This is a genomic window from Cardinium endosymbiont cBtQ1 of Bemisia tabaci, from assembly GCF_000689375.1.
Classification (GTDB): Bacteria; Bacteroidota; Bacteroidia; order Cytophagales; family Amoebophilaceae; genus Cardinium.
In genome coordinates, this window is sequence record NZ_CBQZ010000007.1 from 1 (window position 1) to 20,727 (window position 20,727).

Here is a 20,727-nt window from a genome sequence, read left to right on the forward strand (position 1 = left end):
AAGAGCTATGATTTGCGTGAGGATGGTACTATATCGGTATCTCATAGTTATCAAAAAGGGGTAGATCCAGAATGGTTTCTGGTTTTGCTATAGCCAATTGTTTCCGAGCTGTTTCTATAGCTTGCGTATATAATTCAAGATTTTCTACTACATCGGAAACCGCTTTTTCTATTCCAAAAGTTTGGGCATTTTCTTCTACCTTATCCATAAATAAATTTACCCATTCACGTGCTTTACCTAATTTGATATCTATTTCTGTATAGTGGGTATGCCCCTCCAGATATAAATGATGAAACGACATTTATAGGAAAAGGGATGACAAATTATTACTCTTCATCAATTAATAACGTAGATATATGTAATAATGATTCTTTGTCATATACTGAAAGTATTCAAAGCTATGGCACATGATTTTAGCAATACATATTCAATGTTTTATAAATCAATTATTATGACAAGTAAACGTATATATCGAGACCGTTGTTATAGATAGTTATTATAATTTTTGATAAGGTTGTAGTTGTATTTTTTGTAGTTTTTATGGTTAAGGATGCATAAATTTCATTATTTATTGATTTTCAAGTTAATATTTGTATATTTTAGATATACCATCCCCCTAAAAACCCTTTAAAATGATATTTGGAGCTCTATATAAATTATAGGCTATAGATTCCATAACATGTTGCTTATGGGTTTTATCAAGGCCTATATACCTAGCTCCTGAACTACGGAACCACCTCTTAATACTTCCAAATACTCTTTCTACTTTATAGCGCGTCTTAGATACAAATTTATTAAACCGTTTAGCAGCAGGTGATAAGGGATGATTTCTATTACCTTTCTTTTGAATAGCTGATTTTAATTTCTTGTTTTTTAGTTAAAGTTTCGTTGGGCAAACCGCTATAGCCTTTATCTCCATAGAGCCTGCTTCCTGCTTTTAGAGATACTTTATCCAATAATATAGGTAAATGGGCACCATCATGACTAGATGCTTTTGTAGTCGTGACTGCCAGAACTAAACCTTCTTTACTTTCTATAAGGACATGTCGTTTATACCCATAGTAAAGATTATGACCTTTTTTGGTCCAACTAGCTTCTGGATCTACCCCTTTTTGATAACTATGAGATACCGATATAGTACCATCCTCACGCAAATCATAGCTCTTTTTACCTTTGGGACGTCTAGGAGTAGGGGTGATAGAGGCGTCAATAACTGCACCATGCTGAACCAGAACACCTATGGTTAGATAGTTGATCTATTTATGATTTTTAACAATCTATCTAAAGCTTTCTTTTCTGTAAGAGCAGTCCTAAATCTGCTTAATACACTATGATCTGGTACGGAATTATCCATCGATATACCACAAAACCTGCTAAAAGTAATACGATCATTTACTTCCTCTTCGACTTGGTAATCGCTCAACCCATACCACTGCTCAAGCAATAGCATTTTAAACAAAAGAAGGGGACTATAAGCAGGCTTGCCTGATAAACGTAAACCTTTAGGATAATAAATACGCAGTTCTTTTTCTACTAATGACCAGTTAATCAGATTATTGATTTGATCAAAAAAGTATGCTTGCATTTACGACGACTAGCTGATATATCTGATAAACTTAACTGACCGCTCACTTTGATTGACATAATAATATCATAAAATTTTTATTACAAAACCTAAACAATAATTACAAGTTAAACTTTTAATAAAATTAACAATTACTTTTTTATACTAAAATCTAAAAACCTATTGCAACGGTCTCACTATTTTGAGAGGTGATATACCTAGTAAACTAGTTCCCAGTCCAACAAAACTATTGATTTGCCGACCATAAGCGTTACGCTTTACTTCGATATCAATAAGCCCTAGATAGTCTCTTGCAACAGGAGTAGGACGAGATAGAATAATGAGGCCCGCACAAGTGGCCAAAATTAGTTTCCCTTGTTGCGCAAAGGCTATGATAGCTTCTTTCCAGTTCAAAGGCTTCATAAGGTTCAAAAGTGCAGTTGATTCTCCTCCAGGAATAATTAAACCCTGGATTTGGCCCAGTTCTTCTGGTTTTTTAATCAATTGACTTTGCATACCGAATCGTTCTAAAGCCTTTTGATGCAAGCCAAACCCTCCTTGCAAAGCAAGTATGCCAAACATTTTAATATCCCCTGTTGGCAAGGATCTCTTTTTCTGAAAGGTGGCAAGCAGGTGTTCCCAATAAAGGCGCTCCTAAACCTTCAGATACTTTCGCGAGAATCTTTGGGTCTTGAAAGTGGGTAGTTGCCTGTACAATCGCACTTGCTCTTTTTTTCGGATATTCTGACTTAAAAATTCCCGACCCGACGAAAATGGCTTCTGCCCCTAAACGCATCATTAAAGCAGCATCTGCTGGAGTGGCAATGCCTCCAGCTGCAAAATTGGGTATGGGCAATTTACCTTCTCTTGCAACTGTTTCGATCAAATGTAGAGGAGCACCCCACTCTTTTGAGGTTACTTGAAGTTCTTCAGTGGTCAAAATAGCAAGAGATCGAATTTGACGCTGAATAGTACACATGTGTTTAACCGCTTCAATCACATCTCCTGTACCGGCCTCTCCTTTTGTGCGTAAAAGGGCTGCTCCTTCTCCGATTCGACGAAGCGCTTCTCCTAAATCGCAACAGCCGCAGACAAAGGGAACTTTAAACGGATGTTTATTTATATGAAAGGCTCTATCTGCTGGGGTCAAAACCTCACTTTCATCGATAAAATCAACCCCTAGCGCTTCTAATATTTCCGCTTCTACAAAATGGCCAATACGAACTTTAGCCATAACTGGAATAGAAACGGCTTCCATGATTTCTCGTATCTTCTGAACATCACTCATACGAGCCACCCCACCTTGTACCCGGATATCTGAGGGAACCCGCTCCAAAGCCATTACAGCAACGGCCCCTGCTTCTTCTGCTATTTTTGCTTGATCTGAAGTGGTAACATCCATAATGACACCTCCTTTTAGGATTTCAGCAAGCCCTGTTTTTAAATTTATTGGTTGATCAATCATCTTGAATTATCTTAACTTAAAATCTTTTGTTGGGAGTATTTATATAAAATATGTATGATTTGCTTGATTGCTTTTGAGTAGCATCAAGAAAATATGGACCGATATTTTTAATCTTCCCTTTCTTCATTGTCTATGAATGTCATAATTTCTTGCTTAACGCCCACCAACTCGTTATTATTGGCTAATACAATTAAAATTTTTAGAAGCTTATGGTAATCTTCCATCAGTCGCAAATATTTTTTATTCAACTTTTGTAATCGAATAAGATAGGGGTCGCTTACCATACCATTTGACTCATCGCTATACTTACACCCATCCCCCTGAGGGACGTAATGACGGCTTTCATCGTCATGTTGTTTTTTATTTTTTGCATGTATATTTGGAAAATCATTGGCAAAATCATAGTGTATTATTTTACCAATCTGTATAATAAAGTCTTCTTTTATATCTGCTTCCTTTAGCCTAGTATAAAGCGTATTACGGGCAATACCTAACTTGCTAGCCAATGCTTTCATGCGAAAACCACTCTTCTTAATAGCCTCTTCCACTATTTTCCCTTTATGTTGTTCCATGGCTAGAATATAAATCTCTGAAAATAAAACAAAAAATAGTATAGTTACACAATAAGTTTACATAAACTTGCTCATTAAATGTACAAATATTGTATAAGAATTGATAAATATACAAAAATAATAAAGCTGTAACTTACAAAATTAAGTTTGTTGTTTTATGCTAAAATTGAAGATGGCTGTTGGAGCAGTATGTTCTATACATCTAGATAGATCTCTATAAAGAGGCTATAACAAATGGGCTGTAAGATATTTTTTTATTTAATCTTCTTTTCTTTCATTCTCTATAAGCTTTATAATTTCCTTCTTAAGGTCTACCGATTCGTTGTTATTGGCTAAAAGAATTAAAATTTTAAAAAGCTTATCGTAATCCTCCATAAGTTTTATATATTTTTCTCTTAAAACCTGTAATTCACAGAAATATGGATTTTTATATAGATAGTCATAAAGTGGCAATTCACCAGCGTCAGGAACTACTACAGACTTATCTGGATAGATGCGCTCAAAACTATTTGTAAATTTAGCAGCTACTCTCTTATACACTTCTGGAAAAACCTCAGAAAAATCGTAGTGTATGATATTGCCCACACGTATAATAAACGAATCTTCTAACTCTGCTTGCTTTAATTTGGTATAGAGCGTATTGCGGACAATACCTAATCTCTTAGCTACTGCTTTCATTTGATAACCAGTTTTTTTAATGGCTCTTTTAACTATTTCCCCTTTATGCTTTTCTGTGAACTGTTCCATAAACGCAATATAAGTAATGATGAGAGATACAAAGAAGGACCATTTTTGCTTAAATGTGTTGATACAATTGACAATAAAATGCGCATATGTTGTATCAATATTGCTAATTGTACTTTTGGAAAAAAACCTTATTTTATTGAAAGTTAGGTTTGTTTTTTTTTAAAAACAAATTGAAAATATATTCAGTACCTTGCGTTGAGGTTAAACAATAGTTGTTCTATAGACGCTTGTGGAGCGTTGGCTAAAGTAATGGATCGAATTCGTTATGCATCCGGCATGCTATTCATTTTACCGCTTAATCTTTTTTTAATTTTTGCATATAAAGCATGCCAATTGGTAGAGGATAATCCTCTACCATGCTGTGCTTTTATTAAAAATAAGCCAGAAAAAAGCAACAATACGAAATTAGGCAACCAAACACAGATAAACATAGAGCAGGTATTGGCTATTGCCCAATCTTTTCCAAGCATAGAAAGAATGTATTCGAGCAGTATAAAAAAGAAGCTAATCATTACAGAAATTCCAAAGCCACCTCGCTTAATGAGGCAACCTAGGGAGCTACCCAACAAAAATATAATGAGACATTGTATAACTACTGCAAATCGAAATTCTTGTTCATATAAAGCTTCATTTAATGCTCCATGGAATAGGTTTTTATTATCTTCTTGGATTATTAAGCTATGGGTTATCTTTTTTACGCTATGCAAGGCCTCTTGAACAACCCTTTGTAAGGTATAGTCATAAGGTTGACTATCAGAGGCTATATTGGTATGCGTTTTATGGGCTATAAGTTGGTCTCTAAATAATATAAAATCAGCATCTTGGATTGCTTGTGGGACGGGTAATGGTAATTTTTCTATTGTATCCTGATCTAATACTCTGTTAAATTGTTCTACAGAATGGTACCGAACAGCCTGTTCGGCAAGCAACTTTTTAATCTTCTGCTCGCAGTGAACAACTTGTTTCCCTCTTTCTTTAATCATCTTTTTGAGATCTGGACGGGTTCTTGTTCTTGGATCATATGCATATTTTTCTTTTGTTTTGCCAAATTTCAAAGCTTCTAAGCTAATCCTTATTTTCTGATTTGAAAAATGATTTCTATAAAAAGATGGTCTTTGATCCCTATGATTATTTTTAGCAGGCAAAGGCTCTAGATAATTATGTCCATTGGTTAGTTCCATGACCAAATAGCCTTTGTCTGCTGTAGTGTAGAGTCTACCTGCCTCTGCAATGGTTATAGAAACGGTTCCATATCTTTTGGTATAGTCATAGACTATAATGCCTTCCATATGCTCGTTATCTATTTTTTTTTTGTCTACCCGAATACTATATCCTGGTATATTATTACAAAAAACACCTTCTTGAATAAATAAAGTAGATTTTTTTTCCAAAATATCATTGACTAAATCAAATATTTTAGGCTTACTATTTGGATAAATATAGTTCTGAAAATAGAAGAAGAGTCCACTTAAAAAAAGAATAAATATAAAAGGTAACCGTAGGATCCGTTGTAAGGGAAGGCCTACAGAACGCATAGCAGTTAATTCAAAGCTTTCAGAAAGATTACCGAAAACTATAAGAGAGGTTATTAGAATGGCAATAGGAAAGGCTGCAGGTAATGCAGATAGAGATAAATAAAAGAACAACTTTGAATAGATATCTATGCCCAACCCTTTACCTGCAATTCCGCTAAATAGCATGAAAAAAGTTTGTATAACCATTACAAACAGTACCAGTATAAGCAATAGCAGAAAGGTGGGTATAAAGGTGCGTAATAATAGCTTATCAATTTTTTTGATAGAAATATTGCTCATTTTTGTGAATTTGTGGCTAACTTTACAGTAAATATAAGTACAATTTAAGTACTATACTTATACAACCTAATAAAGATAATCTTTGGCGAGGTAGCTCAGGTGGTTTAGAGCGTCGGATTCATAACCCGAAGGTCAGGGGTTCAACTCCCCTCCTCGCTACATATTTTTTTATATGGTTGCCCGTTATGCCCTGTTTTCCCTATTTGGATGAGAATTGATATTATAACCTGTTGTCCTGAGTTATTTGAAAGTCCACTTAAACATTTTATCTTTCAAAGAGCGATACAACAGCAACTGCTTTCGATCCACCTACATAACTTGCGTGCGTATACTTCATGTAAACATGGTAAAATTGATGATCAACTCTATGGTGGCGCTGCCGGGATGTTGTTAATGATAGAGCCAGTTGCCAATTGCATTAGAGCACTGCAAAAAGAAAGACAGTATGATGAGATTATATATATGGCTCCAGATGGCGAGCCACTGGATCAAAATCTTGTCAATAAATGTTCACTCAACCAACATTTGATGCTATTATGTGGCCATTATAAAGGTATAGATGAACGCATACGTGAACACTTTATTACCCTAGAAATTAGTATTGGAGACTACGTGCTTTCTGGAGGAGAACTTCCTGCACTCATCTTGGCAGATGCGATGGTTCGGGTTATACCAGGTGTTATATCAGATGCTTCTTCTGCACTGACCGACTCTTTTCAAGATCGATGCGTAGCACCACCTGCTTATACAAGACCTTACAATTTTGAAGGTAAAAAAGTTCCAGATGTATTATGCTCTGGTAATCATAAGGCTATTCAGGAGTGGACAGAGCAAGAAAAGATAAATAGAACAAAAAAAAGAAGACCACATCTGCTGAAAAATTAGGAAGACACTTCTTATGTGTTATGTGCATAACCAATCCATATATGATGGATGACATCCTATCCATACGGTTTAAACCAATAATCTTAACCATTGTGAATAGCTTGGATCAAGCATTATTTCTTGTACTAAACCAATGGAATCATTGCACCATAGATTTATTTTTTATACTAGTAACCAGTACCTTTTTTTGGATTCCACTTTATATCCTGCTTATATGGTTGATCAAAAAAGCATTGGGATGGAACGGTGTGATTTGCTTTATCTTGACCATTATCATAGCAGATCAATGTTCTGCTACATGGCTTAAACCACTTTTTGCAAGATATCGGCCTTGCTGCATGTTGCCCGCTGTAAAGATTCATCTTATTGGTACCTATAAGGGTCTATATGGTTTCCCATCTTCTCATGCCAGTAATACATATGCTTTTGCGATGCTTTTTTGGCGTATTTTTAGAAATAAGTATAAGTTTAGTTACTTATTTTTTATCTGGGCTACTATTATTTCCTATGGTCGAATATATGGCGGGGTACACTATCCACTGGATGTTTTTGGAGGTGCTGTAGTGGGCTGCTGCATAGGACTATTGATGCATGCAGCCTATGAAAAAGCCATCAATGCCATTGATACAAAAGCTAAATAGAACCATCCATCTCGACTAGCAATGCTACAACGTTTAAGAAAATGTCTTTTTACGCCTAATTTGAGGGAATGCAAAACACAATACAGCCATTTTTTATGCTTAGTTTTTAGCTGGATACCTCGCATTAGCTTAAGAGATATGGGCAGACTTAGCTAGTAAAAAGGAACTATATTTTTCTATTGATTATTCTTACCAGGTTAATGTTCTTTATTTGGTAACAGATCATCTGTGGCTACACTAGCACGCATTTCAGTATCTGCCTTTATATTTTGCATACGATAATAATCCATAACACCCAACTGGCCATTTCTTAAAGCAAAGGCCAAAGCCTGTGGAACTTCTGCTTCCGACAAAATAACCTTAGCCCTAGCTTCTTCAGATTTAGCCTTCATTTCTTGCTCTAAAGCAACTGCCATTGCACGCTTTTCTTCTGCTTTAGCATCAGCTACACGCAAATCAGCATTGGCTTGATCAATCTGAAGCTTAGCACCAATATTTTCACCTACATCCACGTCGGCAATGTCAATAGAAAGTATTTGAAAAGCAGTTCCTGCATCTAAACCTCTATTCAATACCAACTGTGAAATTTTATCTGGATTGGCTAATACCTCTTTATGACTCTCAGAAGAACCAATAGAAGTAACAATCCCCTCTCCTACACGTGCCAAAATGGTTTCTTCTCCAGCTCCCCCTACCAACTGCTGAATATTGGCTCTAACCGTAACCCGTGCTTGCGCAATTAGCTGAATACCATCCATAGCCACAGCCGCTACAGAAGGGGTATTGATAACCTTTGGGTTAACAGAAATTTGAACGGCCTCAAATACATCCCTACCAGCTAAGTCAATCGCAGTAGCTTGCTTAAATGAAAGACCAATATTGGCTTTATCTGCAGAAATAAGCGCTTTAATTACAGATGGTACATGACCACCGGCTAAATAATGGGTTTCAACCTCCGTCAAAGTCAACTTGAGACCTGCCTTAGTAGCTACAATCAGTCCATCTACAATAACAGCAGGCGGTACCTTACGAATCCGCATAAAAACCAACTCAAATAAACCAACTCGCACGCCTGAAAAACGGGCCGTAATCCAAAGACCAACTGGGAAAAAATAAAAAAATATAAGGGACGCAGCGATCAAAAAAAGGTAGAAATAGATTTGTGCAACAACCATACTGATACAATTAAAGATTCTAAAGTAATAACCATCTTTTGATATAGCTAACTTTAGACGTAGTTTGAATCATGGACTTAGTTTGGATCAACAAATAAAGAAACATATGCCTCAAATCTAGTCCTTTATTATTAACCATCAAAATATTTTATCATTAATTATTTTACGTGATGGTTTTTGAAGAGAAGGAAATAGAGCAAATAAATAGCTGCCCCATCTATGGCGAATGTTGAACCTTTGGTTGCATTTGACTAAGTTTGTTGTGAACACAGCTTGTCGCCTACAATTATATAGTATTTGCCAAATAAATAAAACGGAAGAATCAGATGCACAATCACACCTATGTAGATGAACCACTTTTACAAGAGAATAAAAATAGATTTGTTTTATTTCCTATTGAACATCAAGATATTTGGGGATTCTACAAACAAGCTGAAGCTAGTTTTTGGACTGCAGAAGAAATTGATCTTAGTCAAGATATAAAAGACTGGGAAAACCTCACATCGGGCGAAAAGCACTTTATTACCCATGTCCTTGCTTTTTTTGCGGCCAGTGATGGTATTGTGAATGAAAATTTAGTTCAAAATTTTGCCAATGAGGTACAATATACAGAGGCAAAATTTTTCTATGGGTTTCAAATAGCTATTGAAAATATCCATTCTGAGGCCTATTCTTTACTCATCGATACCTATGTAAAAGATCCCATAGAACGCCACAAATTATTCAATGCTATAGAAACTATTGAATGGGTAGGCAAAAAAGCAGATTGGGCGCTGCGTTGGATTAGTAAAGGATCATTTGTAGAACGATTAATTGCCTTTGCAGCAGTAGAGGGCATCTTTTTTTCGGGTAGTTTTTGTGCTATTTTCTGGCTTAAAAAAAGAGGCTTAATGCCGGGACTGACTTTTTCTAATGAGCTTATTTCCAGAGATGAAGGACTACACTGTGATTTTGCTTGTTTGCTATACAACCGACATATCAAATATAAACTTCCAGAACAACAGGTGGCCCAAATTATAGCCGATGCAGTAGCTATTGAAAGTGAATTTGTATCTGATGCCTTGCCCGTTAAGTTAATTGGCATGAATGCAACGTTGATGACCCAGTACATTCAGTTTGTTGCAGATAGGTTGCTATTGGAGCTAGGGTGCAAAAAAATATATCATGTAGCCAACCCATTTGATTTTATGGAAATGATTGCGCTACAAGGAAAAACAAATTTTTTTGAAAAAAGGGTAGGAGAATACCAAAAATCAGGTGTAATGAACAGCATCTCTGAGGATAAAGACAAAGCACGATTTAAGCTGGATGAGCCATTTTAGATTTCATCAATCAGTGTGCATACCTAGCATGTGTTCTGAGCGCTACTATTTTGATCACATACATTGTCAAATAAATATACAGGCTATTTTTTGATCAATCGAAAAGTAGCCTAACCATTCAAGAACCCTATCATTCAACATACAGTTGGATTAAGTAAGCTAAAACCGTTAAATTTGTACCGCTTTAGGTGTGCTATATAGGCAAGCCGTAAGCTTAGTATAGCATCGCCTATCATTTGATGCATCATCAAAAATTTATAAAAAGTAGATGTTAGTTGTAAAACGAGATGGAGGCTTAGAATCAATCAAATTTGATAAAATAACCCGTAGGATAGAGAAACTTTGCTATGGATTAAATAGCAATTATATTGATATAATTGCTATTGTTAAAAAGATTATTGAAGGCATTCACGATCGGGTAACTACTTCAGCTATAGATAGCTTGGCTGCAGAAACCGTAGCAGCAATGGCTGTATATCACCCAGATTACACCATTCTAGCAGCTAGAATAGCCATTTCTAACTTGCATAAATCAACCAGTAAATCTTTTTCTAGTACGATAAAAAGGCTCTATACCTATATAAATCCTGTAACTGGAACGAATGCTTCTCTCATAGACAAAGCCATTTATAAGATCGTCTCAGAACATGCAGCCACTTTAGACGATGCAATTGTACATGAACGTGATTTTTGCTATGATTTTTTTGGCTTTAAAACACTGGAACGTTCTTATCTGTTAAGAATAAATGGAAAAATTGTGGAACGGCCTCAGTATATGTTGATGCGTGTCGCACTAGGCATTCATGGTGATAACCTGAATGCTGTGCTTGACACCTACCAACTCATGTCTGAAAAATGGTTTACACATGCCACGCCTACGCTTTTTAATGCAGGTACACCTAGACCACAGCTTTCTTCCTGTTTTTTATTAACGATACAAAACGACAGTATTGAAGGGATTTACAACACCCTTACACAATGTGCCAAAATATCACAATTTGCTGGAGGGATTGGATTAAGCATTCATAATATACGTGCGACCGGTTCTTATATTCGAGGGACCAATGGCATTTCGAATGGGATTGTGCCCATGCTACGCAACTTTGATATGACTGCTCGTTATGTAGATCAAGGAGGAGGCAAACGAAAAGGTAGTTTTGCCATCTATATAGAACCTTGGCATGCGGATATCTTTGACTTTTTAGAACTGAAAAAAAACCATGGCAAAGAAGAAAGAAGGGCTAGAGATCTTTTCTATGGGCTATGGATTCCAGATTTATTTATGCAACGTGTAGAGGCAGATGGAATGTGGTCACTCTTTTGTCCCAACGAAGCACCAGGACTCGCAGACTGCTATGGGGCAGCATTTGAAGAAAAATACAAACAGTATGAAGAAGAAGGTAGGGCCCGCACTTCTATTAAAGCACAAACACTTTGGTTTGCGATTCTGGAGGCACAGATAGAAACAGGAACGCCCTATATGCTTTATAAAGATGCGGCCAACGAAAAGTCTAATCAAAAAAATCTGGGCACTATAAAATCTAGTAATTTATGTACAGAAATAATAGAATATACTTCACCTGGCGAAATCGCAGTCTGCAATCTTGCTTCTATTGCATTGCCGATGTTTGTAGATGATAATCGAGCCTTTGACCATACCAAATTATATGAAGTAACCTATTTGGTCACTAAAAATCTTAATAAAGTCATAGATCGAACCTATTATCCTTTGTCAGAAGCACGCCATTCTAACCTAAAGCACAGGCCCATGGGCCTTGGCGTACAGGGATTAGCAGATACTTTTCTTAAAATGAGACTTGTTTTCGACAGCGCAGAAGCACGCTTACTCAATCAAGAGATCTTTGAGACCATTTACTTTGCTGCATTAACTGCTTCTAAAGATTTGGCCCAAAAAGAAGGCGTATATGAAAGCTACCCTGGGTCGCCCATGTCCAAAGGGATCCTTCAATTTGACATGTGGGGAGTAACCCCTTCCTCCGGAAGGTGGAACTGGAATCATTTACGCAAAGAAATAGCTGAACACGGTATAAGAAATGCATTATTGGTTGCACCAATGCCTACCGCCTCTACTTCCCAAATACTGGGTAACAATGAATGCTTTGAACCCTACACCGCCAATATTTACACCCGAAGGGTCCTTTCTGGAGAATTTATTGTTGTAAACAAATATCTATTGGCAGATCTGATTCAGCTTGGACTTTGGAATGAACAAGTGAAAGAAGCGTTGATAATGGCTAATGGCTCTATTCAACAGATTGCATGTATTCCTGAGTATCTTAAAAAGATGTATAGAACCGTTTGGGAAATTCCTCAAAAGTCTATTATTGACATGGCAGCAGATCGTGCACCTTATATTTGTCAAAGCCAAAGTCTAAATCTTTATGTAAAGGATGCCACTATGGCCAAACTAACCTCTATGCATTTTTATGCTTGGAAAAAAGGGTTAAAAACAGGGATGTATTATTTACGTACCAAAGCTGCAGCAGATGCGATTAAGTTTACAATACAAAAGGGAGAAGAAGTAGCAACACTTTTCTCGGGTCCTCAAGGGACAAAAGAGTGTGTAATGTGTAGTGGGTAACCCGGGTATGTCATAGACATTTAAAAAATAGGGGCTAGCAAATAGAAAAAAGAAGCAAGTATCTATTACTAGCGGACTTTTAGGGTCACTAAGGTAGCAATCGCTAATAAAAGACTGATAATAAAAAATCGTGTCACAATTTTTGATTCGTGCCACCCTAGTTTCTGATAGTGGTGGTGGAGAGGTGCCATCTTAAAAATTCTTTTACCCACTCCATAACGTTTTTTAGTAAATTTAAAATAACTGGTTTGCAATATTACCGAGAGATTTTCTATCAAAAATATGCCACATAGCATGGGAATCATCAGTTCCTTTCGAATACAAACGGCTACTACAGCAATAACTGCACCAATGGTTAAGCTGCCTGTGTCACCCATAAAAATTTGTGCAGGATAGGCATTATACCAAAGAAAGCCCATACATGACCCCACAAACGCACAACAAAATATAGTAAGCTCTCCTAAATTTGGGATATACATAATATTTAAATATTGGGCAAATATAATATGGCCAGACAAGTAAGCAAGAATGGCTAATGTAGTACCAACGATTACAGAGGTACTAGCGGCTAATCCATCAAGACCATCGGTTAAATTTGAACCATTGGAGACAGCAGCAATGATAAAAATAACTACCAACATATAAATGATCGATGTATAATTTGTATTGCCTAGTAAGCAGGCTGTTATTTTTGCATAATCTAATTCATTACCTTTTAAAAAAGGAATGGTTGTTTTAGTAGACTTTATATCATTATATATAGGAGAGATCACTTGCTCCGATGGTATCGTAGCCGTTTGGTCAGGCGTAATGGGTAACGCACGTATGACTACGTTCTTGTGAAAATAAAGGGTAGTACCCACGATAAGACCTAAAATAACTTGGCCCAATAGTTTGATCCATCCATTTAGTCCATTTTTTTGTTTTTTAAATACCTTGATATAGTCGTCTAAAAAGCCGACTAACCCCATCCAAATGGTAGTGGTTAATAGTAAAATAATGTATATGTTATGCCATTTTGAAAAGAGCAAAGTAGGCACTACAGTTGCCAGTATAATAAGTATACCCCCTATAGTAGGGGTATCTGTTTTTTGTTTGGCTTCATTAAACCCCAATGGTCGATTAGATTCTGTTATTTTTTTTTTGCTTAAAGCATCTATAAAGCGTTGACCGAGTAGAAAAATGATGGTAAAAGAACTAAGGGTTGCCATAGCAGCTCGGAAAGAAATATATTTAAATAAGCCAGTTCCAGGCCATTGAAAGGTAGCATGTAAATATTTGAATAAATAGTATACCATATCGAAACTTTTTGCAAAAGGCTTGATTTTAGATACTTCTTTGTGAAGAAAGAAGTAGTAGAAAATAGGTTTTACCCCTAAGCTGAATTATAATATTATACGTCTTTGTATCAATCAAAAAGGACTTTATATACTGATACAAATGTTTTTTCTATTCAGGAGTAACGTTTCATCCTGTTTTACAGAACTATTTAGTGGTACTACGATATACGAATAGGATGGAATAACTTTTTGTCTGTCTATTTCTTTAATAACCTCCTTAATACTTTACCTATAGGTGATTTGGGTAAACTATTACAAAATTCCACATACTTAGGTACCTTATAGGGAGTCATTTTTGCTTTACAATAGGCTATAATTTCCTCAGCAGTAAGGGTAGCATCCTTTTTCACAATAAAAACTTTAATAGCTTCCTTGAGACCCATATCAGTAATACCAACGGCACCTACTTGTAGCACTTTTGGATGGCCTATTAAAATTTGCTCTATTTCATTCGGGTATACGTTAAAGCCAGAAATATTGATCATATCTTTTTTACGATCCACAATAGATACAAATCCATTTACATCCATAGTGGCAATATCCCCTGTTTTAAACCATCCATTCACAAAGGCACCTGCTGTTTCAATTGGTTTTTGCCAATAGGCTTGGCTCAGTTGAGGTCCTTTAATCAGTAGTTCACCAGCTGTTCCATAAGGCACCTCTTTACCCGTTTCGTCCGCTATGATCACAAATGTGCCAGGGAGTGGTATATGATCTATGCCATTGATCATATCGGTCGAGACACCCGGCGAACATTCCGTCAGACCATACCCTTCTATAAGCTTGCTGCCTGTCAAATTTTCCCACTGATTTTTAACTTTTTTTTCTGTTTTCATGCCACCTGCCATCGTAAGCTTTAAAGAAGACAGCTTTAGTTTTTTGAATTTCTTATGTGCCAATAATTTTTCAAACAATGTATTAATGCCTATTAAACAAGTAGGTTTGATTTTTCGCAATTTTTTTATGAGCCTTGGAATATCTCTAGGGTTCGTAATCAGCGAACACTTTGCGCCCAGCTTAGCCATTGCAAATAGGCTACATAATCCTAAAATATGATAAAGTGGTAGCGGAAGTATGGTTCGTTCTTCTTGTTCTTTTAAGGCAAGACGCAACACAGGATCCAATTGCTGGAAATTAGCCGTAAGATTTCCATGGGAGAGGACAGCTCCCTTGGATACACCGGTAGTCCCGCCAGTATATTGTAAAAATGCTGTATCAGAAGCTTTTAAAGCAACCGGACGAAAAATGGATTTTCTCCCTTTTTCTAAAACTTCCTTGAAAGAGATGGCTTGTGGTAGTTGATAAGTAGGTACCAATTTTTTAATATGCTTTATTGCAAAATTAACCACTTTCCCTTTTATGGAACCAAGCATGTCACCTACTTTGGTTACAATAATAGTTTGGATAGATGTATCAGGCAAAATTTCAACCAACTTGTGGGCAAAATTTTCCAATATAACAATCGCACGCACACCCGCATCTTTAAATTGGTAAGCCATTTCAGAAGGCGTATACTGTGGATTGATGTTCACTACTACTAGTCCAGCACGTAGCATACCCAATACAGCAATCGGATATTGCAATAGATTAGGTAATTGAACAGCTACATGTGATCCTAATGATAAATTAGTATGTTGCTGGATATAAGCTGCAAAAGATTTAGATAGCTTATTTACTGCACTAAAAGTCAATACTTTACCCATATTTTCGCACATAGGTAAATCTTTGTATTGCTCAAAAACTTCTTCCATGAAATGGACCAATGAGCTATATCTAGTGGTATCAATCGTATCCGGGATAGAAAGGGGATAATGTTGGATCCAAGGTCTTTGCTTCATAATATAAAAACCATTTTATGTTTCTGCAAACTCTGATGCAATATAGTATAATTTTATAGAATATTATCTAGTGTATCTAAAATTTGACCCTCTATGGAAATAACATAAGCTTATTTTTTATTTTGTGTAGTAGTGGCCAGTAAGGGATAAGGTTTGACTGCTTTTACCATTTTATTTTTTAGCTTTGGAAAAAGTCCATACAGATTATGTTTTAAACGCCAATGTCAGGTAAGAAAACCCCATTCCCTACAAAGCTTTGCATTAAGAATAGACAGGCCCATTTTGCCTATACTTTTTTAGATAGGTATACAGCTGGTCTTATCTTGCAAGGGACAGAAATAAAGTCCATTCGAATGGGTAAAGCCTCCTTGCAGGAAGCCTATTGTTACTTTAAACAAGAATCACTTTGGATAAAAGGGATGCATATAGGTGGCTATATCCATGGTAACCTCTACAATCATGAAGAGAAACGTGACCGTCAATTATTATTGCAAAAAAAAGAATTGCAACAATTATGCAAAAATTTAGCCAAAGGGCTTGCGATTATTCCAGTGGAATTGTTTATCAATCAACGTGGGTTTGCTAAGCTAGCCATTGTTTTGGCACGTGGTAAAAAACTATACGATAAGCGTCAAACTATTAAAGAAAGAGATCTGAAGCGTGCGGCACCATCAGACTGAGCTATTATAGTGGACCGAAAAAAATCGGACAAATTGTTATAAATTTTGTTTCCTAACGCGACAGAGTCTTGAATGGAACCTACAAGCTAGCTATTGTTTTCATAATAGGTATCTATCAGCAAATTTTTATAGCTGCTTGCTACCGCAAGCCGATCACAATGTTCATTCTCATAGTGGCCTGCATGTCCCCTAATCCAACAAAAATGAACAAAGTGCTTTTGATAGACGATCCAAAAACGTTTCCATAAGTCAGGATTTTTTTTTGATTTGAAATCTATTTTCAGCCAATTTTCAAGCCATCCTTTTTGTATGGCATCTACTACATACTTGGAGTCGGAATAAACGGTAACGGGTTGTCCCCCTTGTGGTAGCGTTTCTAACCCTATGATTACCGCCAGTAATTCCATTCGATTGTTAGTTGTTTTTCTATAGCCTTGTGCAAAGGTTTTCGTATTACCATTCTGTTTTACAATAACGCCATAGCCACCTGGACCTGGATTCCCTCTACAAGCACCATCTGTATAAATAGCAATCATTTGGCAATGGGTATCGAAAACCCTTTAAAAAGTAAAGTCAATATCAGTTACCTCCCATTTCTCTGTCATGTTAATTTCTTTTTCGTAAAAGATTACAGGATTTGGTTCAATGTTTTGAAGGATGTCTCCAGGAGACCACTCCGCTTCTGCTGCATTGATCACTAATAAGCGCATTTTATAGGTACCAGGTGGCACCATTGTAAATTGATATTTTTTTGTATTTCGAATGGCATCCACACATTGATCTTTTTGATCTAGTAACTCAATAATGAAATAAGGCGTAGTGGTCTCTACTTTTCCTGAAATGGTACCGGTTTCTTCTTTTTTGCGCAGTGTGTAGTTTTGCACAATCTTCTTATTGGTTGATTGATCAAATGCCGTGCAAGCACCTGGTTCTATCTGTAAAGTGACCATTTGCTCCATAAGCTTGCTTTCATTTTTATTTTCTTTTGTAGCAAACCGACAGATCTCTTCTGGCGTGAAATGTTTGCGTATGGTAAGCTTACTTTGGTTTTCATTCCAGACCCATTCGTTTGCCTGTAGTGGAATTTTCTCTTGATTTTTGCTTTCAAAGTATATATCTGTTTCCTTAAATGCTTTAATCGGTTTGTTAAATAAGATGGATTCTGTAAAATCAGCGCATATAGAAGGGAGTACCCTCTTCGACAGCCTATGGCTTAAGCCGGATTTGGTAACTTCTGCTTTTCCTTCTTTAAATCTAATGGCTATACTTTCTTCTAATGACCTATGCAAAGCATCCTCAGCCCTTACCTTAACTTTAAAAGAATCTTCTTCCAAGAGACCAAAAGTATTATAAATAGTGATTGTTTTAGGTGATTTTTCTGAAAGCAAGCTATATAGTTGGGGCTTTCCCTTTGCACCTATGGTTTCAAGGGGTGTCAGTTCATAGTGGGTTACTGGTTTGTTAAAGACTATTTCAAAAAGCCCTTTTTGGGGTCTACCCCGTAGCAGCTTTAAAGGACGTACATCAGATGCAATCAGCGGGACTATTACCTCTTCTCGATTTTCATTTAAATCAATAGGCTCCTTAAAGAACCCATATTTATCTTTTTCATAATCAATTTTATAGGTATTATCTTGTCCAGTAGTAGCCCGTATATAATACTTGCCCAAGCGGATGCATTTTATGGTAAAATTTCCATCTTTATCAGCGGTAGTATAATAATCTGGGATGCCTTTTTCCTCCCATTCTTTGGGGTCTCGTGCTGCATTATAGAGATAAACACTTACCTCTCCTACTGGTTTATTAGTTAATAATTCTTTTGTTTTGCCTGTAATGGTAATCGGATCTATAAAGGCACCGGTACTAAAGATTATCGGATCACCTGTTGCTTTTGTACCTTCATGTCTATCTTTAACTGCTTTATTGAAGTGAATAGCATAAGTAGTCTCCTCTTTTAGAGGGACATGAAGGGTAAGTTGTAGCGTTTTTCCATTTATGGTATAGCTGTAAGCTTTTTTATTTTTAGGCTGGTCTAATTTGGGCATGATCTGGAGGTTGCTACTTTCAACAGCAATATCTTTATCGAAGATAAGTCGGATTTTTTTACCAGTAAAATTTACGGACTCATTTTCTGGAAAGGAACGGACCAACTTAGGAGGGGTTTCATCAGGGGGGCCACCTTCTGGTGTTTGTTGCGCAACACAGGAAATAACCGGAATAAGCCACAAATAGCTGAGATAAAGCAGCTGTACAGCCACGGAAATAAATCTATGCATCATGAAAGTATAGGCTTTATTTGGTGGAGAATGGGGGATTCGAACCCCCGACCTTCTCGATGCCATCGAGACACTCTAGCCAACTGAGCTAATTCCCCTAGGAATAGGTACGTACCCTGCAACGATACCACTATTTCTTCAATAAACCAAGTGTAATCCTAGTTTTTTAGCTGTAATAGCAGTGATTTTATACCCGTTTTGGTATGTAAGTGAGGGGCTATTTTACCCATCTGAATACGGTATTGTACCATAGAATCACGTTCACGCATGGTAACGGTTTCATCTTCTAATGTCTGGTAATCAATGGTAATACAATAAGGTGTACCGATAAGATCTTGTCGGGTATACCGCTTACCAATAGATTGGGTAGCTTCATATACAACAGAGAAATCATATTTTAGCTCATCAAACAATGCCAGCGCTTTTTCAGCCAATCCGTCTTTTTTTACCAGTGGAAAAATAGCTGCTTTAACAGGTGCCAATGGAGGTGGAAATTTTAAATAGGTTCTGCTGGTCTCTTCTGCTCCATCTGTTAGATGGTTGCTTTTTTCTAAAGCATTGCTCAATACCATTAAAACCAATCGGTCAAGGCCTACAGAAGTTTCTATAACGTAGGGTGTGTAACTCTTTTTAGTGTCAGGATCGAAGTATTGTAATTTCTTTTTAGCATAGTATGCATGACTCTTTAGGTCAAAGTCTGTTCTAGAGTGAATGCCCTCTACCTCTTTAAAGCCAAATGGGAAGCCATATTCAATGTCCACTGCAGCGGCTGCATAATGGGCCAGTTGCTTATGGGGGTGTATATGGATCTTTTGCGGGTCAATACCCAGGCTGTCATACCAATGTTTACGGGCTTCTTGCCAATAGTCAAACCATTTTTTTTCTGTTCCAGGTTGGATAAAAAACTGCATTTCCATTTGCTCAAACTCACGCATACGGAAAGTAAATTGACGGGCTATAATTTCATTTCGAAAGGCTTTACCTATTTGGGCAATGCCGAACGGAATTTTCATCCGCGCTGTTTTTTGAACATTCAAAAAGTTTACAAAAATACCTTGCGCCGTTTCTGGCCGTAAATAGATGGTTGTACCGTCATTTTGTGCACCCATTTGCGTAGCAAACATAAGATTAAATTGACGTACAGGGGTCCAATGGGTGGTCTTAGATAGGGGGCATACAATGGTAAAGGCTTGCAGCAGTTGATCTAATCCAGATAGGTCACCAGTTTGTAAACAGCCTTCCATCTGCTCGATGAGGACTTTTGCTTGAGCTGACTTTCCTTGGGCGACCAATTGCGCAGCATGTTCCTCTATCAGTAGATCTACACGGTAACGCTTTTGCGAATCTTTATTGTCTACCATTGGATCTGTAAAACCATCTATATGACCAGAGGCTTTCCAAGTAGTAGGATGCATCATAATGGCTGCATCAATCCCTACAATATTTTGATGCCATTGGGTCATACTTTTCCACCAAAAGTTTTGTAGATTCCGTTTTAATGCCACGCCATAAGGACCGTAATCATAAATGGACTGTAAGCCCTCATAAATTTCACTAGACGGGTAAATAAATCCATAAGCTTGTGCATGCGCAATCAATTCTTTAAAGGTATGATTAGAATGGTTTAAAGCACTATCTATAGTAGACATCTATCTCTTTAGTTTAAGATGTAAAGTGGTATAAATTTTCTAAGCTTATACAACGAAAATCGGGATGGGTTGGGTAATTGCAAAGCTAATGATTTTTTTATTAAATTAAAGAGCTGCCTTATATTGCTACCTAAAAACATAACATTTATTTGGGTGG

At 36.7% G+C, this 20,727-nt stretch carries 17 protein-coding genes, 2 tRNA genes and 1 pseudogene; 6 read left to right on the forward strand and 14 right to left on the reverse strand.

All coding sequences use genetic code 11. The features are described 5' to 3' along the window. Positions 1–28 precede the first annotated feature (28 nt). The 7 genes and pseudogenes from CHV_RS05700 to CHV_RS04290 form a co-directional block, all read right to left on the reverse strand. Positions 29–301: a hypothetical protein gene (locus CHV_RS05700; protein WP_034577595.1), complete on the reverse strand. Its 273-nt coding sequence runs from the start codon at positions 299–301 to the stop codon at positions 29–31. A gap of 315 nt (positions 302–616) precedes the next feature. Then, positions 617–1,585, reverse strand: a pseudogene (locus CHV_RS05440) (IS5-like element ISCca7 family transposase). A 159-nt stretch (positions 1,586–1,744) separates the two neighbouring features. After that, on the reverse strand, positions 1,745–2,146 hold the full coding sequence (gene pdxT / locus CHV_RS04270; protein WP_051602252.1) for a pyridoxal 5'-phosphate synthase glutaminase subunit PdxT: 402 nt from the start codon (positions 2,144–2,146) through the stop codon (positions 1,745–1,747). 1 nt (position 2,147) lies between these two features. Further along, positions 2,148–3,029: a pyridoxal 5'-phosphate synthase lyase subunit PdxS gene (gene pdxS / locus CHV_RS04275; protein WP_034577597.1), complete on the reverse strand. Its 882-nt coding sequence runs from the start codon at positions 3,027–3,029 to the stop codon at positions 2,148–2,150. 107 nt (positions 3,030–3,136) lie between these two features. Next, complete coding sequence (locus CHV_RS04280) at positions 3,137–3,601, reverse strand: helix-turn-helix domain-containing protein (RefSeq protein WP_034577599.1); 465 nt, start codon at positions 3,599–3,601, stop codon at positions 3,137–3,139. Positions 3,602–3,859: 258 nt separating this feature from the next. After that, the gene (locus CHV_RS04285) at positions 3,860–4,348 is read right to left on the reverse strand and encodes a helix-turn-helix domain-containing protein (protein ID WP_034577601.1); all 489 of its coding nucleotides are present in this window, start codon (positions 4,346–4,348) and stop codon (positions 3,860–3,862) included. Positions 4,349–4,611: 263 nt separating this feature from the next. Then, positions 4,612–6,162: an LptF/LptG family permease gene (locus CHV_RS04290; protein ID WP_034577603.1), complete on the reverse strand. Its 1,551-nt coding sequence runs from the start codon at positions 6,160–6,162 to the stop codon at positions 4,612–4,614. A gap of 84 nt (positions 6,163–6,246) precedes the next feature. Between CHV_RS04290 and CHV_RS04295 the strand changes: the two genes are divergently transcribed. From CHV_RS04295 to CHV_RS04305, 3 genes are all read left to right on the forward strand, one after another. Continuing rightward, positions 6,247–6,321: transfer RNA gene (locus CHV_RS04295), tRNA-Met, on the forward strand. A gap of 48 nt (positions 6,322–6,369) precedes the next feature. Next, entirely contained in the window at positions 6,370–7,047 is a 678-nt protein-coding gene (gene trmD, locus CHV_RS04300) for a tRNA (guanosine(37)-N1)-methyltransferase TrmD (RefSeq protein ID WP_034577605.1), read from the forward strand. Between the two features lie 41 nt (positions 7,048–7,088). Next, the gene (locus CHV_RS04305; RefSeq protein WP_051602253.1) at positions 7,089–7,688 is read left to right on the forward strand and encodes a phosphatase PAP2 family protein; all 600 of its coding nucleotides are present in this window, start codon (positions 7,089–7,091) and stop codon (positions 7,686–7,688) included. A 197-nt stretch (positions 7,689–7,885) separates the two neighbouring features. Here CHV_RS04305 and floA read toward each other — a convergent pair whose 3' ends face one another. Beyond that, a complete protein-coding gene (floA, locus tag CHV_RS04310) occupies positions 7,886–8,863 on the reverse strand; it encodes a flotillin-like protein FloA (RefSeq protein WP_034577607.1) in 978 nt (325 codons plus the stop codon). Positions 8,864–9,189: 326 nt separating this feature from the next. Here floA and CHV_RS04315 point away from each other — a divergent pair, with 326 nt between their 5' ends. Both CHV_RS04315 and CHV_RS04320 read left to right on the forward strand, forming a co-directional pair. Beyond that, the gene (locus CHV_RS04315) at positions 9,190–10,185 is read left to right on the forward strand and encodes a ribonucleotide-diphosphate reductase subunit beta (RefSeq protein WP_034577609.1); all 996 of its coding nucleotides are present in this window, start codon (positions 9,190–9,192) and stop codon (positions 10,183–10,185) included. A gap of 268 nt (positions 10,186–10,453) precedes the next feature. Beyond that, positions 10,454–12,787, forward strand: coding sequence for a ribonucleoside-diphosphate reductase subunit alpha (locus CHV_RS04320; protein WP_034577611.1), 2,334 nt, complete (start codon positions 10,454–10,456; stop codon positions 12,785–12,787). Between the two features lie 68 nt (positions 12,788–12,855). On the opposite strand, the gene mraY is transcribed toward CHV_RS04320, so the two are convergent. Next, positions 12,856–14,085, reverse strand: coding sequence for a phospho-N-acetylmuramoyl-pentapeptide-transferase (mraY, locus tag CHV_RS04325; RefSeq protein ID WP_034577613.1), 1,230 nt, complete (start codon positions 14,083–14,085; stop codon positions 12,856–12,858). A gap of 239 nt (positions 14,086–14,324) precedes the next feature. Beyond that, positions 14,325–15,965 (reverse strand): AMP-binding protein, encoded by a 1,641-nt coding sequence (locus CHV_RS04330; RefSeq protein WP_034577615.1) that lies wholly within the window; start codon positions 15,963–15,965, stop codon positions 14,325–14,327. Positions 15,966–16,186: 221 nt separating this feature from the next. On the opposite strand from CHV_RS04330, the gene smpB reads away from it, so the two are divergent. Then, positions 16,187–16,645, forward strand: coding sequence for an SsrA-binding protein SmpB (gene smpB / locus CHV_RS04335; protein ID WP_034577616.1), 459 nt, complete (start codon positions 16,187–16,189; stop codon positions 16,643–16,645). A gap of 86 nt (positions 16,646–16,731) precedes the next feature. Here the strand turns inward: smpB and rnhA are convergent, their stop codons facing one another. From rnhA to CHV_RS04355, 4 genes are all read right to left on the reverse strand, one after another. Then, the gene (rnhA, locus tag CHV_RS04340) at positions 16,732–17,181 is read right to left on the reverse strand and encodes a ribonuclease HI (RefSeq protein ID WP_034577617.1); all 450 of its coding nucleotides are present in this window, start codon (positions 17,179–17,181) and stop codon (positions 16,732–16,734) included. Positions 17,182–17,205: 24 nt separating this feature from the next. Then, positions 17,206–18,924: an Ig-like domain-containing protein gene (locus tag CHV_RS05445; RefSeq protein WP_165393825.1), complete on the reverse strand. Its 1,719-nt coding sequence runs from the start codon at positions 18,922–18,924 to the stop codon at positions 17,206–17,208. An 18-nt stretch (positions 18,925–18,942) separates the two neighbouring features. Beyond that, positions 18,943–19,019 (reverse strand) — tRNA-Ala (locus tag CHV_RS04350). Between the two features lie 60 nt (positions 19,020–19,079). Further along, complete coding sequence (locus CHV_RS04355; RefSeq protein WP_034577619.1) at positions 19,080–20,570, reverse strand: glycine--tRNA ligase; 1,491 nt, start codon at positions 20,568–20,570, stop codon at positions 19,080–19,082. Positions 20,571–20,727 lie beyond the last annotated feature (157 nt).